Here is a 12,160-nt window from a genome sequence, read left to right as displayed (position 1 = left end):
TGCCACGTGCGACGCAGCGACCACGGACTCGACACACCCCGCGGCCCGCATTGGACCGACCGGGCCCTCTGCAGGCAGCTCATCGAGGAGGGCCTCGCAGACCCTGACCTCTGGTACCCCACGAGGGACGACCAGAGCGACGGCATGAGCAGCGTCTACGGCAAGCCGCGGCGCGTCTGCCGCAGCTGTCCCGTCTGGCAAGAGTGCCGCGACTACGCCCTGGAGCATGACGAGCGCTACGGGATGTGGGGCGGGCTCAGCCCGCTGGAGCGCCGCCGACTTGCCCAGGCGGTGGCGTGATGCCCATCCGCCCCGAGAACCGCCTGAGGTACCCGGCCGACTGGAAGCAGATCAGCCGGCGCATCAGGTTCGAGCGCGCCGGCGGCCGGTGCGAGTGCATCGGGGAGTGCGGCCACGACCACGGCGGCCGATGCCAGGCCCGCCACCGCGAGCCGCACCCGACCAACGGCAAACCCACCGTGCTCACCACCGGCCATCGCGACCACCAGCCGGAAAACTGCGCCGACGACAACCTGGCCGCCTGGTGTGCTCCGTGCCATCTCGCGTACGACGCCGAGCACCACCGCACCAACGCGGCCCGCACCCGCGCGGCGCGAAGACGGGCGGTGGCGTGATGGCCTACCGCAAGAAGAGCATCACGTCCGCCATCCGCCGTCAGGTGGCGGTGAAGTACCACTGCCCGCCAGGCGCCTCGATCAAGGTGCCGTGCCACTACTGCGGCGCCCTGGGCGAGATCTGGTGGTGGCGTCTGCGCAGCGGCCAACCGAGCTCCTGGGTCTCCTTTGATCACGAGATCGACCACGTCATCCCTGAAGCCCAGGGCGGCTCGACTGCGATCGAGAACCTCGTGCTCGCGTGCCGACCGTGCAATCGCCGCAAGGGCAGCCGCCTCATCGAGGGGCGAAGACATGCGCGCTGACGTGCTCGCACCAACCGCTGTAACAGACGAAGTAGAGGGGAACCCGTTGGCCCGCATCCGCAGCATCAAGCCCGAGTACTTCACCAAGCGGAAGATCGCCCGTGAGTTGTCCCGCGACGCGCGGTTCCTCTACGTCGCGTTGTGGGGCCAGGCCGACGAGCATGGCCGCCTTCAGGGAGACCCCCGGTTCATCAAGGGCCAGTGCCTGCCGTACGAGGACGACATCGACTACGACGGCACGGAACGTCTCCTTGATGAGCTGGTCGCGACGGGCCGGGTGCAGCGGTACTACATGCAGGGCGACCCGTACCTGTTCTTGCCGAAGCTGGCCAAGCATCAGCGGCTGGAGACGGCCAAGGTGCCGAGTCGGTTGCCCGCTCCGCCGCAAGTGGAGGGCCCTAACGACAGCCCGCCCGAGCCCGGCGCAGAGAAGTCTGCGCGAGGCTCGGACGAGCCTGCGCCCGACGCGGAAGAGTTGTCGCTTTCTTATGTTGCAGGTAGCAGGGGGCAGGTTGCAGGTAGCAGGGAACATGGTTCTCCGGTTGCCGTAGGCCAAGAGCCTGACCCTTACGTGCGTGCGCGCGAGGCGGCGCCTTCGGCGCAACCGGAAATCTTCATCGCCCGTTCCCTCGTGGCGAGCATCCCGCGCTTCCGGACCGCGCCCGGCTGGGTGAAGTCCAAGCACCTGGCGCCGATGGCCGCCACCGCGCTCGCCGCCGGCTTCGGCCGTGAGGCGATCACGAACTACGCCGGGATGGTCATCGCCGAAGGCCGGTTCCAGGACGCGCAGCACATCCCGGAGTTCCGCGACGCGCTGAGACGCCTCGGCCGCGACGTCGAGCTGGGCCACGCCTGCGCCACGTGCGCCCGCGACCCTGAGGGGTCCTTCTGCTGCGTCACGCCCGAGCAAGCCGGTCGGGCGTGGACTGCGGACGATCAGGCCGCGCTGGAACGCGCCCTCGACGCGCTGAGACCCACCGACCAAGAACTCGCCCAGGAGGCGTGATGAGTGATCCGTACGCCGCCGACGTCAGCCGACTGCAGTCGGTGATCGCCCGCTGGCTGGCCGACCACGGCCACTCCGACCCGGCGACTGGCGCTGTCGAGCTCGTGCACATCGTCCGCGGGCACGGCTGGCGCGTTGTGGAGGCGCTGAAGCCGCCGCCCGATTCCCGGCCGGCCCAGGGCCTGCCCGCCGAGTACCTGGAGCGCAAGGCAGCGCTCACCCGAACCCGAGAGGAAGCCCGATGACCAGGATCGTCTTCGTAGATTGCGAGACGACCAGCCTCGACGACGAGCGCGGCGAGGTGTGGGAGATCGGCGCCATCGTGCGCAACGGCGGCGGCGACACCGAGCACCTCTGGCAGATCCGGCCCAATCTGCGCAACGCCGACCCGACGTCACTGAAGATCGGCCGCTACTACGAACGGCGCGTCCATGGCGAGCATGCGCCTGGCGAGGCGGCCGTCGTGACCGCCCCTTACCTGGGGTCGGGCGATCCGCCAGCGATCACCAGCGCCTACAGGGTGGCGCAGATGCTCGCCGAGATGCTCGACGGCGCGCACGTAGTGGGGGCGGTGCCGGACTTCGACTTCCGGTTCCTGCGGCGCTTCCTGCGAAAGCACAACGAGTGCTGGACCGCCCACTATCACCTGATCGACATCGAGGCGCTGGCAGTCGGCTACCTGCACGGTGTGGTACGGCAGGCCACTGATCAGCTCGCGGCCGAGGGCAAACCGCACGACGCTCTGGCTCAGGTGCCTGGCGTTGTTGCGGAGCTGCCATGGAAGTCCACCGCGCTGTACCGCGCCGTAGGCGTCGATCCCGACCAGTTCGAGGCCCATACCGCGCTCGGTGACGCACGGCTCGTCAGGGCCGTCAACGACGCGATCACGGGCGGTGCCTGATGGCGCCCCGCGTCGCCGTGCTGGTACGCCCGGTCGAGGGCGGCCACCAGGCGTTCTGCCAGACCCACGACTGCACGGAGGGGCCGGAGGGTCGCCTGTGGCAATCCGGCGTGCACGTCGTCAAGGCGGGCGCCGAGGACGAGGCCCGCGCCCACCGGCAGTGGCACCGCGCCCAGCGGCCCATTCCCGAGAAGGAGTCCGTGATGGCTACGGAGAAGATCACCGTGCAGTGGGTCTCAGACCACGGCCTGGCCGTGGTCGAGCGGTACGTCCCCCCTGAGCGAGCCGACCGGATCGCGACCGAACTGCTCGACGCGGCGACCACCGACGGTCGGGAGCTGCTGCTGGTGCGTGCCCGGCGTGGTCGGCTGTCGCTGGTCGATGTCGTGGTTCCGCTTCAACTCGCCGCCCGGATCGTGGCCGACCTCTGCGAGGTGTCGTGATGGCGCGTGTCGCGATCGAGCTGGCCAATGGTGGCCTCTACCAGGCCGTCTGCCGCAACGAGGAGTGCACTGCCGGTGAGGACGGCGGTCCGTGGCGCGGCCGGACGTGGAAGCACATCGACAGCGCCCGCTTCCAGCAGGAGGCCCACCGCGAGTGGCACGAGAACGGCGCGCCCAAGCCGGAGGTGTCCCTTGCCTGAGACCTGGCCGACCTGGGCCACCGTCACCGACATCGGTGGCGGCCGGTGGCGGCTCGACCTCGACGGCTCCCTCAACGGCACCCGCATCCTGGGCCACGCCACCGCCGGATCGCTGGAGCCGCTGCGCAAGCTCGTCGCCGCGCTCATCGAGTTCGAGGCCGTGCACGAGTCCGTCGCCGCGCTGATCGCCCGCGCTGGCCTGCCCGGCGACGCTGCGATCTCGTCGGTGCCTGGGGCGACCTGGCACCTCACCAAGCCTCTTGAGCGGGCCGGCCTCCGGACCATCGCCGCTGTCGCCTCGTTCACCGATGAGCAGCTGCTGGCGCTTCAAGGGTTCGGTGAGCGCCGCATGGCCGCCCTGAAGACCGCGCTTACGGAGGCGGCATCATGAGCGGCCTTACACTGGCCCGGCTGCGCCGGCTCGCCAGCGCCGCCGGCGGGCGGGAGCGGCGGCTGACGGTCGTGTCCGGCCCGGACGGTCGCCGGTGGGCGGCGTGGTCGTACGGCTGCGCCGAGCTCGGTGTCCCGCTGTGGCGGGAGCTCTGCTGGCCGGTGGACGGCGCGTACGAGCTGCGCGGCGACACGCTGACGCCCGTGCAGGCCGAGCAGTCGTTCGGGCCGGAGCTCGTGCGCCGCGAGATGCTGCCGCTGCTGGCCGCGACCGACCGGACGAACGTGTACGCGACCCGCTGGTTCTACGAGGACGGCACGCTCATGCGCCGCCTTCTGGAGCGTTCCGACGGTCAACGCGTGGTGGTAGACGCCCAGCTCCTGCAGGCGTGGAGCCGAGGTGGCCCGGGTTACCAGGTGGGCGGCCCGAACGGCATCCTCGTCTGGGCCATCGACGGGATGCCCGCCGTTGCCGGGCTGCTACCGGTCCGCACCGAGGGGATGCCGCCGCTGCCGGAGGTGGCCGCATGACGCTCGACTATCAGGCGTTCCTCGCCTCGAAGCGGCGCCGTCCGCCGAGCTCGGGCATCGCGTGCCAGGCCGACGACGTTGACCCGCGGCTGTTCGACTTCCAGCGGCACATCGTCGCCTGGGCTGTACGGCGCGGGCGTGCGGCGATCTGGGCCGACACGGGCCTCGGCAAGAGCCGCCAGCAGATCGCCTGGGCCGACATCGTCACCCGGAACGTCGGCGGCCGAGCGCTGATCCTGGCGCCGCTCGCGGTCGCTGAGCAGACCGTGCGCGAGGCCGCGGCCATCGGCGTCGAGGTCACCTACGTGCGCGACCAAGCGGAGGCCGACCAGGCGCCCGGCCGGATTGTTGTCACGAACTACGACCGGCTCCACAAGTTTGACCCCGCCCGGTACATCGCCGTGGTGCTGGACGAGAGCTCGATCCTCAAGGCCTTCAGCGGCACCATCAAGCGCGCCCTGGTCAAAGCGTTCGAGCGCACGCCCTACCGAATCGCGTGCTCGGCGACCCCGGCCCCGAACGACCTCGAAGAGCTGTGCAACCACGCCGACTTTCTTGGCGTGATGTCGCCGAACGAGATGCGGAGCACGTTCTTCATCGCCGACTCCCGCGGCGAGTTCATGAAGTACCGGATCAAGGGCCATGCCAAGGATGCGTTCTTCGACTGGCTGGCCACGTGGGCGATCGCCTGCCGCACACCTGAAGACCTCGGCTTCGACGGGGCGGCCTACGAGCTGCCGCCGCTGGAGATCCGCGACCACCTGGTGCCGACGAGCTGGTCGGCCGAGGGCGAGCTGTTCACGACCAAGCTGGCCGGGATCACGCAGCGCGCGCAGGTCCGCCGGGAAACCTTGCCGAGCCGCGTGAAGGCCGCCGTCGAGCTCATCGGAAGCGAGCCCGACGAACAGTGGATCGCCTGGACCGGGCTCAACGACGAAGCCGACGCCATCACCGCGGCGATCCCCGGCGCGGTCAACGTTCAAGGCTCAGATTCGCCCGAGTTCAAGGCTCAGGCGCTGCTCGACTTCGCCCAGGGCCGCACCCGCGTCCTAGTGACCAAGGCGAAGATCGCAGGCTACGGCCTGAACCTGCAGTCGTGCGCCCGCATGGTCTTCTGCGGCCTGTCCGACTCCTATGAGCAGTACTACCAGGCGATCCGCAGGTGCTACAGGTTCGGCCAGCAGCGGTCAGTGCACGCGCACATCGTGCTCGCCGACGTCGAGCACGTCATCGCTGACAACGTCCGCTCCAAGGAGCGCCTCGCAGGTGACATCACCACCGGCCTGGTTGCCGCGATCGCCGCGGAGAACCGGCGAGAGCTGTTCGCCGGCACCTCCAAGGGTGACGGCTACGAACCTTCCCGCCCACTCACCATCCCCGATTGGCTGAAGACCGCATGATCAATGACCGCGTCATCGACGACACGGCCTGCAATATCTGCCGCGCCGCGCTCGCCGACGGGATCGACCCGCGGACCGCGTTCGTGAACCCCTCGTTCGATGAGCATGTCGAGCGGTTCCACCGGCCGCGCATCATGGACCAGGCCGACGGACCCAACTGGGCCCTGTTCAACGGCGACTCAGCCGAGGTGCTGCCTGGCCTGCCCGACGCGAGCATCGACCTGTCGGTGTTCTCGCCGCCCTTCTCCTCCACCTACACGTACTCGCCGAGCGACCGCGATCTCGGGAACGTCCCGAGCGACGACGTCTTCTGGCAGCAGTTCGCCTACGTCTCCCGCGAGCTCTTGCGTCTCATGAAGCCGGGCCGGATCGTCGCCGTCCATGTCGCCGACCTCCCGGCCTACGAGGTGAAGCACGGATTCTCCGGCCGCCGCGACTTCTCCGGCGACACGATCCGCCACTTCACCGAGATGGGGTTCCACTACCACTCCCGCATCACCATCGACAAGAACCCGCAAGCGCAGGCCATCCGCACCCACTCCAAGGGTCTCCTGTTCGCCCAGCTCGAACGCGACTCTGCGGCGATGTGGCAGGCCTGGGCCGACTACCTCCTGCTGTTCCGGGCGCCCGGCAAGAACGAGACGCGCATCCCCGGCGAGGTCACGCTCGGCGGTACGCCGGAGGAGCGGCAGAACGAGTGGATCGAGCTCGCCCGCCCAGTGTGGGCGATCGGCGAGCCGACCGGCGACGGGCTGATCGACCCTGCGACCCAGGACTGGATCTACCCCGTGTGGTATGGCATCCGCGAGACCGAGGTGCTCGGCGTGCGCGAGGCCCGCGACAACGACGACGAGCGCCATTTGTGCCCGCTCCAGCTCCCGGTGATCGAGCGCGCCGTGCGGCTCTGGTCGGCACCGGGCGAGACCGTACTCAGCCCCTTCGCCGGGATCGGCTCGGAAGGCGTGGGCGCGCTGCGTCACAGCCGCCGCTTCGTCGGGGTCGAGCTGAAGCCGAGCTACTTCCGGGTGGCCGCCCGCAACCTCCGTAGCGCCGCGGCCCAGCGTGAGCAGGACGACGAGCCGACGCTGTTCGGGGCCGGCGCATGACGGCCCCGCACTTCACCTTCACCGTGTACGGCACCCCGGCAGGCCAAGGCAACCTGAAGGGCACCCGGCACGGCAAGCTCCGCCACGCGAACGGCGCCGAGCTCGCGGAGTGGCGCGGCAAGGTCCGCCAGGCCGCGGTCCTCGCGACCGGCCAGCACGAGCGGCAGCCGTTCGGCAGCCAGGAGTGCGTGCTGTGCGACCGCCCGGCCAAGGTGCACGCCGCGCTGCTCGGGCCAGTCCGCCTGGAGGCAGTGGTCACGGTGGCCCGGCCGAAGTCGGTCAGCGCTGCCTGGCCGATCACCCGCAGCTCGAGCGACTGGGACCACTTCGCTCGAGCGATTGGTGACGCGCTGACCGGCGTGGCCTACGCCGACGACTCCCAGGTCTGTGACGGCCGGGCCATCACGACCTACCCCCGTATCCACTCCGACGCCCTGGATCAGCCGGGCGCCGTCATCAAGATCTGGCCCATCGCTATCGAAGGAACCTCATGACCAGGATCGACTTGACCACGCGGGATCTGCACGCGCTGATCGCGCCCGTGCTGCCGCACGCCTGCACCAGCGCGGACCTGCCCGAGCTGAACGTTGTCCGCTTCGAGACGAGCGGCTCCACCGTGCACGCGATCGCGACCGACCGCGTCACGATGGCCGCCACCCGGCAGCCGGTCGGGTTTACCGACGACGTTGTGATCCACATCGACCGCACCGACGCCGCGGCCATGCTCAAGCTCTTCAAGTTCACCAAGGAAGAGGATCCCAGCCTGGTGCTGGTCCTCGACCAGGTGAGCGTTCCACTGGAGCACACCAGCATCTCGGCGCTCGCGCTCCGGATCGACTCCGAGGACGGTACCCGGCTCGTGCTCCACGATCGGCGCGTCCCCGGCCAGCCGACCGCCCTGGACGGCTGGCGGAAGATCCTCGGCCGAGTGCTGCACCGCCAGCAAAGCGTGGGCGCCCCGGCGCTGCTGTTGACCCCGGCGATGCTGCCCCGCTGGTCCAAGGCCGCCGGGAAGGGCGAGCGGCTCACAGTGTTCTGCGGGCCGGATCCGTCCGATCAGCTCCTCATCACCGTCGAGCAGCACTTCGTCGGCGTGTGGACACCCGCCGGCCACCTCGACGCCGACGGCGACCTGCTGGACGGTAACCCGTGGCGCGACGAGCTGCCCATGCCCATCAGCGTCGCTGCGGAGGCATGATGCCGCGCATCGAGGACCTCTTCGACCTGGCGCACCTGGAGCAGCGCATCGCCGACGGGTACGTGCGGGTCCAGCAGCACCCGACGGAGCCACTGTTCATCTACAACTACACCGAGAAGACCCAGTACGAGGGCGCCTGGGACGCCATCACCACCACCTGCCGCGGGCTCATCGTCGGCCCCGACGGCCTGGTGATGGCCCGGCCGTTCGCCAAGTTCTTCAACTACGGCGATCCCATGGCGGGGGAGCTCGACCTGTCGGCGCCGGCCGAGGTCATCGACAAGCTGGACGGCTCCTTGGGGATCATGTACCCGACGATGCGCGGGTACCGGATTGCCACGCGCGGTTCGTTCACCTCCGCCCAAGCGGTGCACGCGACCGAGGTGCTGCACGCGCGGTACGGCGACTTCACGCCGCCGCCGGGGATGACGGTCCTGTTCGAGGTCGTCTACCCGGAGAACCGGATCGTCGTCGACTACGCGGGTGCCGACGACCTGTTCCTGCTCGGCGCGGTGGACAAGGCGAACGGGTACGTGGTCGGCCCGGACTGGGTGTCCGGGTGGTCGGGTCCGCGGGCGACGGTGTTCAGCGTGCGCACGCTGGCCGACGCGCTGGCGCTGCCGCCGCGTCCCGGCGCGGAGGGCGTGGTGGTCCGGCTGGTCGAGTCGGGCCGCATGGTGAAGCTCAAGCAGGCCGATTACGTGGCCCTTCACAAGGTCATCACTGGCCTGAATGCCCGCGGCGTGTGGGAGCTGCTCGGCGACGGCAAGACCGTCGCTGACATCTGCGAGCCGTTGCCCGACGAGTTTCACCAGTGGGTGCGCGACCTCGCCGGCGGCCTCCAGGTGCAGGCCGACATGGCGTACGGGGCGGCGCGGGCCACCCACGCCAACATCGTGGAGAAGCTCGACCAGGCCTACCCGGACGGCTGGGAGCGCAAGCACTACGCCGAGTGGGCCACCCGCTGTGCCAGCCCGGCCTGGCTGTTCAACCTCCTTGACGGCCGCGACCCGCGGCCTGGCATCTGGAAGACGCTGCGCCCGGCCGGTGACCTTCGGCCCGTCACGTCCTCCGAGGATTCGGCATGAGGGCGCTCGCGGCTCTCGCCGCCACCGTGTTTGCCGTGGCGGCGTGCGGCCCGCCCCCGTCCGGCGTCGTGGTTGGGCACGAGTACGACGCCCCCGAGACGAAGCCGAAGAAGGTGTGCTCCACCACCGGCACCGGCGCGAAGAAGCGCACCACGTGCCAGAACACGTCCGTGTACAAGCCCGCCGAGTGGGAGCTGACGCTCCGGGCCGGCGACGGCACGACCGAGGTGGACGTGTCTCAGGCCGCGTACGAGGCGTGCGCCGAGGGCGAGACGTACCCGGCCTGCACGGAGGGAGCGTCGTGAGCGGCCACGGAAGCCCTGCCGCGCTGTCGATCGTCACCCGACAGCCGGACGGGTCGATCGTGCTGCGTCGCTGGTACGTGTGCCCCTGCATCGCCGACCAGCTCACCGCGCAGCTCGGCGAACCGGCCGTGGAGGCGCTCGCGGACGCGGACGCGGTCAGCCACATCATGTCGCGCTCCGCCGGCCTGGAGGGCCTCGTCATCACCACCCGGGAGCAGCCGTGACCCTCAGACTCCTGCTGTTGCGGATCGTCGCCGTGTTCGTCGTCGCCTCGGTGGTGTGGTTCATGTTCTCGCGCCCCGAGTCGGCCGCCGCCGTCGTCCGCGCCGTGATCGGCGGGGCCGCGAGCGCTGTGGACGCTGGAGCCCGCTTCCTGGAGGGAGTCACCCGTGGATGACGTGTACGGGTACATCGATCGCGACGGCGACGAGCTGGACGTGCGCAGCGTCGACTATGACGGGGTGCCGCACGCGGCGCTGGCTGTGCTGTCGACGAATGGCGTCTACACCTCCGTGCACATCCCGCCGGAGGACGCGTGGGAGATCTGCGAGGCCATCCTCGACGCGGCGGGGGTGGACGACGATGCATGAGAGATCCGCTGCTTCATGACGGCCTTCCGCAACCGCCGCCTCGAACTGGGCCTCTCGCAGATGCACGTCGCCGAGGAGATCGGCGTTGCCCAGGTGACGCTCTGCTCCTGGGAGAACGGCCTGCGCACTCCCGGCCTCGGCTACTTCCTCCGGCTCGCCGACTTTCTCGGCTACGAGATCACCGCAACCCCCAAGGAGGACGCGTGCGCCTCGAACTCGACCTGAGCCCCGACGACTGGGACGACTACAAGGGCGCGGGCGGCGACCTGAAGCGCGTCGGCGTCCTCACGCCCGTCGAGCCGGTCGGCGTCAAGCACTTCGTCCGCCTCGGCGTCCTCACAGACGACGGCCAGGCGTTCACCGTCATGACGCCGTGGCTGATCTGGCAGGCCGCCCACCGCGCCCTGGCCCTACGCCTCGGCGAGACCCCCGCGCCGGAGCCGGTCGAGTATGAGGGCGTCGTGCTCGGCGAGGAAGCCGCCCCCGACCCTGATCCGGGCGTGCTCCCCGACATCGCCGCGGCGATCGACGCGCACACTCACCGCTGGGGACTCGGGCCCGGCCATCCGGACGGCACCGACCCGGACGGCTGGGCCGACCTCTCCAAGGATGCCCGCGCCGACGCCACCGCGGCCGCCATGACCGGCGAGCTCACCTGGGCCCACACCCTCCTCGAGGCGGTGCACGGCGCGCTGGCCACCGAGGACCCCGGCGAGCTGAGTCAGGCGCTCGCCGCGATCAAGGACCGATCATGAACTTCCGTAAGAGCACCTTCAGCTACGGCAACAGCAACTGCGTCGAGGTCGCCCCGACCGATCAAGGCGTGGCCGTGCGGGACAGCAAGCATCAGGACGGCCCTGTCCTGCAGTTCACCGGCCCGGAGTGGGACGCGTTCCTCGCGGGCGTCCGCAACGGGCAGTTCGACCGGAAGCGCCTCGGTGGCTGACAAGACGATCGCGGTGGACTTCGACGGCGTCATCCACCGCTACTCGCAGGGGTGGCACGACGGCACCATCTACGACGCCCCGATAGCCGGAGCGCTCGACGGGCTGCGGGCGCTGATGGAGCACTACGCCGTCTTCGTGCACACCACCCGCAGCGCGGGCGAGGCCGCCGAGTGGTTGGCAGGGTGCGGGTTCGACGTCGCTACGGACGATACGTGCGGCCGATGCCTGGGGGCGGGTGGGCGCGCCGAGCCGATCGACGGTCAGCCCGGCGCCTGGGACGTGGAGGACCCGTGCGGGGATTGCGAGGGAAGTGGGCTGCTGACCTTCTGGACGCGGAGGGACGCCCTGCTCATCACGAACCGCAAGCCCCCGGCGGTGGCCTATCTGGACGACCGCGGGGTGCGGTTCACCTCGTGGGGTCAGGCGCTGCGCGACCTCCTTCCGGATGCCGCCCGTGACGCCCGTCGGGAGCGCGCCGAGCGGGCGCTGTTGGAAGCGTGGCCTGACCTCGACGGCGTGTTCGCCGAGCAGGCCGTCCACGTGATGCTGGAAGCGCTGGAGGCCGACCGTGGCTGACCAGCCCGTCAAGGAGATGCGGGCCGCCGCGTTGTGGCTGCGCGACGCCTACGACCCGTACGCCGTGGCCGCTGTGGTCGACGGGACGTTCGTGCGGGTCTGCGCCGGCCACGACGAGCCCGCGATCGTGTGCAAGGCCTGCGACTGGTTCGACGCGGGCAGCGAGGGCCTGGCCGTGCTCATGGTGGCGCTGCTCAACGCCCGCGGCCCGCTGCGCACGCTGCTGGAGGTCATGGCCACGCTCCTCGCGCAGGAGGGGCTGGAGCCGCGCGGCGCGCTGGCCTACTCGTACGCGACCAAGACCGCCCGAGCCGTCAGCGGCATCAGCGACGGCCAGCCGCGGCCGGACTGCTGCCGCTGCTTCGCCGTCGACTGCGAGACCGATGAGAGCGGTGACCACTGCATCGAGCGCGGGTGCGCCTACTGCCTGAACGGATGCCCGGCCACCGACCGGCCCTGCTGCAGGGAGGTGGCCGATGTCTGATGAGCCTCGCTGCGACCTAACCGAACTAATCAAGTTGCAGTGCGCGCACTGCAGG

General features: G+C 70.1%; 24 protein-coding genes. All 24 read left to right on the top strand.

The features are described 5' to 3' along the window. Positions 1–6: 6 nt before the first annotated feature. From ACTWPW_RS00750 to ACTWPW_RS00635, 24 genes are read left to right on the top strand one after another with little or no spacing between them, the layout of a single operon-like run. Positions 7–300 (top strand): WhiB family transcriptional regulator, encoded by a 294-nt coding sequence (locus tag ACTWPW_RS00750; protein ID WP_443167653.1) that lies wholly within the window; start codon positions 7–9, stop codon positions 298–300. Beyond that, entirely contained in the window at positions 300–635 is a 336-nt protein-coding gene (locus tag ACTWPW_RS00745; protein WP_443167652.1) for a hypothetical protein, read from the top strand. The genes ACTWPW_RS00750 and ACTWPW_RS00745 overlap by 1 nt, the downstream gene beginning before the upstream one ends. Beyond that, a complete protein-coding gene (locus ACTWPW_RS00740) occupies positions 635–940 on the top strand; it encodes an HNH endonuclease (protein WP_443167651.1) in 306 nt (101 codons plus the stop codon). Before ACTWPW_RS00745 ends, ACTWPW_RS00740 begins: the two co-directional genes overlap by 1 nt. After that, the gene (locus tag ACTWPW_RS00735) at positions 930–1,946 is read left to right on the top strand and encodes a hypothetical protein (protein WP_443167650.1); all 1,017 of its coding nucleotides are present in this window, start codon (positions 930–932) and stop codon (positions 1,944–1,946) included. The genes ACTWPW_RS00740 and ACTWPW_RS00735 overlap by 11 nt, the downstream gene beginning before the upstream one ends. Then, the gene (locus ACTWPW_RS00730) at positions 1,946–2,191 is read left to right on the top strand and encodes a hypothetical protein (protein WP_443167649.1); all 246 of its coding nucleotides are present in this window, start codon (positions 1,946–1,948) and stop codon (positions 2,189–2,191) included. The genes ACTWPW_RS00735 and ACTWPW_RS00730 overlap by 1 nt, the downstream gene beginning before the upstream one ends. Beyond that, positions 2,188–2,847 (top strand): 3'-5' exonuclease, encoded by a 660-nt coding sequence (locus tag ACTWPW_RS00725; RefSeq protein WP_443167648.1) that lies wholly within the window; start codon positions 2,188–2,190, stop codon positions 2,845–2,847. Before ACTWPW_RS00730 ends, ACTWPW_RS00725 begins: the two co-directional genes overlap by 4 nt. Continuing rightward, positions 2,847–3,290 carry a hypothetical protein gene (locus ACTWPW_RS00720; RefSeq protein WP_443167647.1) on the top strand — a complete coding sequence of 148 codons (444 nt, stop codon included), beginning with the start codon at positions 2,847–2,849 and terminating at the stop codon, positions 3,288–3,290. The genes ACTWPW_RS00725 and ACTWPW_RS00720 overlap by 1 nt, the downstream gene beginning before the upstream one ends. Further along, positions 3,290–3,490: a hypothetical protein gene (locus ACTWPW_RS00715; RefSeq protein ID WP_443167646.1), complete on the top strand. Its 201-nt coding sequence runs from the start codon at positions 3,290–3,292 to the stop codon at positions 3,488–3,490. The genes ACTWPW_RS00720 and ACTWPW_RS00715 overlap by 1 nt, the downstream gene beginning before the upstream one ends. Then, complete coding sequence (locus ACTWPW_RS00710; protein WP_443167645.1) at positions 3,483–3,881, top strand: hypothetical protein; 399 nt, start codon at positions 3,483–3,485, stop codon at positions 3,879–3,881. The genes ACTWPW_RS00715 and ACTWPW_RS00710 overlap by 8 nt, the downstream gene beginning before the upstream one ends. Continuing rightward, positions 3,878–4,411: a hypothetical protein gene (locus tag ACTWPW_RS00705; protein WP_443167644.1), complete on the top strand. Its 534-nt coding sequence runs from the start codon at positions 3,878–3,880 to the stop codon at positions 4,409–4,411. Before ACTWPW_RS00710 ends, ACTWPW_RS00705 begins: the two co-directional genes overlap by 4 nt. Beyond that, on the top strand, positions 4,408–5,811 hold the full coding sequence (locus tag ACTWPW_RS00700; RefSeq protein WP_443167643.1) for a helicase-related protein: 1,404 nt from the start codon (positions 4,408–4,410) through the stop codon (positions 5,809–5,811). The genes ACTWPW_RS00705 and ACTWPW_RS00700 overlap by 4 nt, the downstream gene beginning before the upstream one ends. After that, positions 5,808–6,917, top strand: a complete 1,110-nt coding sequence (locus tag ACTWPW_RS00695) for a DNA-methyltransferase (RefSeq protein WP_443167642.1) — start codon at positions 5,808–5,810, stop codon at positions 6,915–6,917. Before ACTWPW_RS00700 ends, ACTWPW_RS00695 begins: the two co-directional genes overlap by 4 nt. Next, positions 6,914–7,411 carry a RusA family crossover junction endodeoxyribonuclease gene (locus ACTWPW_RS00690; protein WP_443167641.1) on the top strand — a complete coding sequence of 166 codons (498 nt, stop codon included), beginning with the start codon at positions 6,914–6,916 and terminating at the stop codon, positions 7,409–7,411. Before ACTWPW_RS00695 ends, ACTWPW_RS00690 begins: the two co-directional genes overlap by 4 nt. Then, positions 7,408–8,115 (top strand): hypothetical protein, encoded by a 708-nt coding sequence (locus ACTWPW_RS00685; RefSeq protein WP_443167640.1) that lies wholly within the window; start codon positions 7,408–7,410, stop codon positions 8,113–8,115. Before ACTWPW_RS00690 ends, ACTWPW_RS00685 begins: the two co-directional genes overlap by 4 nt. Then, positions 8,112–9,203 (top strand): RNA ligase, encoded by a 1,092-nt coding sequence (locus tag ACTWPW_RS00680; protein WP_443167639.1) that lies wholly within the window; start codon positions 8,112–8,114, stop codon positions 9,201–9,203. The genes ACTWPW_RS00685 and ACTWPW_RS00680 overlap by 4 nt, the downstream gene beginning before the upstream one ends. Beyond that, entirely contained in the window at positions 9,200–9,508 is a 309-nt protein-coding gene (locus ACTWPW_RS00675) for a hypothetical protein (RefSeq protein WP_443167638.1), read from the top strand. Before ACTWPW_RS00680 ends, ACTWPW_RS00675 begins: the two co-directional genes overlap by 4 nt. Beyond that, positions 9,505–9,732: a hypothetical protein gene (locus ACTWPW_RS00670; RefSeq protein ID WP_443167637.1), complete on the top strand. Its 228-nt coding sequence runs from the start codon at positions 9,505–9,507 to the stop codon at positions 9,730–9,732. Before ACTWPW_RS00675 ends, ACTWPW_RS00670 begins: the two co-directional genes overlap by 4 nt. Continuing rightward, positions 9,729–9,905: a hypothetical protein gene (locus tag ACTWPW_RS00665; RefSeq protein WP_443167636.1), complete on the top strand. Its 177-nt coding sequence runs from the start codon at positions 9,729–9,731 to the stop codon at positions 9,903–9,905. The genes ACTWPW_RS00670 and ACTWPW_RS00665 overlap by 4 nt, the downstream gene beginning before the upstream one ends. Next, on the top strand, positions 9,898–10,098 hold the full coding sequence (locus tag ACTWPW_RS00660; RefSeq protein ID WP_443167635.1) for a hypothetical protein: 201 nt from the start codon (positions 9,898–9,900) through the stop codon (positions 10,096–10,098). The genes ACTWPW_RS00665 and ACTWPW_RS00660 overlap by 8 nt, the downstream gene beginning before the upstream one ends. Before the next feature lie 15 nt (positions 10,099–10,113). Beyond that, positions 10,114–10,323, top strand: a complete 210-nt coding sequence (locus ACTWPW_RS00655; RefSeq protein WP_443167634.1) for a helix-turn-helix domain-containing protein — start codon at positions 10,114–10,116, stop codon at positions 10,321–10,323. Further along, complete coding sequence (locus tag ACTWPW_RS00650; RefSeq protein ID WP_443167633.1) at positions 10,302–10,853, top strand: hypothetical protein; 552 nt, start codon at positions 10,302–10,304, stop codon at positions 10,851–10,853. Before ACTWPW_RS00655 ends, ACTWPW_RS00650 begins: the two co-directional genes overlap by 22 nt. After that, on the top strand, positions 10,850–11,044 hold the full coding sequence (locus ACTWPW_RS00645; RefSeq protein WP_443167632.1) for a DUF397 domain-containing protein: 195 nt from the start codon (positions 10,850–10,852) through the stop codon (positions 11,042–11,044). Before ACTWPW_RS00650 ends, ACTWPW_RS00645 begins: the two co-directional genes overlap by 4 nt. After that, positions 11,037–11,621, top strand: coding sequence for a hypothetical protein (locus ACTWPW_RS00640; protein WP_443167631.1), 585 nt, complete (start codon positions 11,037–11,039; stop codon positions 11,619–11,621). Before ACTWPW_RS00645 ends, ACTWPW_RS00640 begins: the two co-directional genes overlap by 8 nt. Then, a complete protein-coding gene (locus ACTWPW_RS00635; protein ID WP_443167630.1) occupies positions 11,614–12,105 on the top strand; it encodes a hypothetical protein in 492 nt (163 codons plus the stop codon). The genes ACTWPW_RS00640 and ACTWPW_RS00635 overlap by 8 nt, the downstream gene beginning before the upstream one ends. Positions 12,106–12,160 lie beyond the last annotated feature (55 nt).

The sequence above is a fragment of the Nonomuraea sp. KM90 genome, assembly GCF_052246675.1.
Lineage (GTDB): Bacteria > Actinomycetota > Actinomycetes > Streptosporangiales > Streptosporangiaceae > Nonomuraea.
This window is presented reverse-complemented; position numbering and strand designations above follow the sequence as displayed.

What these genes read in the sequence shown, in the direction of transcription:
- ACTWPW_RS00745 (WP_443167652.1), top strand. Translation starts at nt 300, where the DNA reads ATGCCCATCCGCCCCGAGAACCGCCTGAGGTACCCGGCCGACTGGAAG.
- ACTWPW_RS00740 (WP_443167651.1), top strand. Translation starts at nt 635, where the DNA reads ATGGCCTACCGCAAGAAGAGCATCACGTCCGCCATCCGCCGTCAGGTG.
- ACTWPW_RS00735 (WP_443167650.1), top strand. Translation starts at nt 930, where the DNA reads ATGCGCGCTGACGTGCTCGCACCAACCGCTGTAACAGACGAAGTAGAG.
- ACTWPW_RS00730 (WP_443167649.1), top strand. Translation starts at nt 1,946, where the DNA reads ATGAGTGATCCGTACGCCGCCGACGTCAGCCGACTGCAGTCGGTGATC.
- ACTWPW_RS00725 (WP_443167648.1), top strand. Translation starts at nt 2,188, where the DNA reads ATGACCAGGATCGTCTTCGTAGATTGCGAGACGACCAGCCTCGACGAC.
- ACTWPW_RS00720 (WP_443167647.1), top strand. Translation starts at nt 2,847, where the DNA reads ATGGCGCCCCGCGTCGCCGTGCTGGTACGCCCGGTCGAGGGCGGCCAC.
- ACTWPW_RS00715 (WP_443167646.1), top strand. Translation starts at nt 3,290, where the DNA reads ATGGCGCGTGTCGCGATCGAGCTGGCCAATGGTGGCCTCTACCAGGCC.
- ACTWPW_RS00705 (WP_443167644.1), top strand. Translation starts at nt 3,878, where the DNA reads ATGAGCGGCCTTACACTGGCCCGGCTGCGCCGGCTCGCCAGCGCCGCC.
- ACTWPW_RS00700 (WP_443167643.1), top strand. Translation starts at nt 4,408, where the DNA reads ATGACGCTCGACTATCAGGCGTTCCTCGCCTCGAAGCGGCGCCGTCCG.
- ACTWPW_RS00695 (WP_443167642.1), top strand. Translation starts at nt 5,808, where the DNA reads ATGATCAATGACCGCGTCATCGACGACACGGCCTGCAATATCTGCCGC.
- ACTWPW_RS00690 (WP_443167641.1), top strand. Translation starts at nt 6,914, where the DNA reads ATGACGGCCCCGCACTTCACCTTCACCGTGTACGGCACCCCGGCAGGC.
- ACTWPW_RS00685 (WP_443167640.1), top strand. Translation starts at nt 7,408, where the DNA reads ATGACCAGGATCGACTTGACCACGCGGGATCTGCACGCGCTGATCGCG.
- ACTWPW_RS00680 (WP_443167639.1), top strand. Translation starts at nt 8,112, where the DNA reads ATGATGCCGCGCATCGAGGACCTCTTCGACCTGGCGCACCTGGAGCAG.
- ACTWPW_RS00675 (WP_443167638.1), top strand. Translation starts at nt 9,200, where the DNA reads ATGAGGGCGCTCGCGGCTCTCGCCGCCACCGTGTTTGCCGTGGCGGCG.
- ACTWPW_RS00655 (WP_443167634.1), top strand. Translation starts at nt 10,114, where the DNA reads ATGACGGCCTTCCGCAACCGCCGCCTCGAACTGGGCCTCTCGCAGATG.
- ACTWPW_RS00645 (WP_443167632.1), top strand. Translation starts at nt 10,850, where the DNA reads ATGAACTTCCGTAAGAGCACCTTCAGCTACGGCAACAGCAACTGCGTC.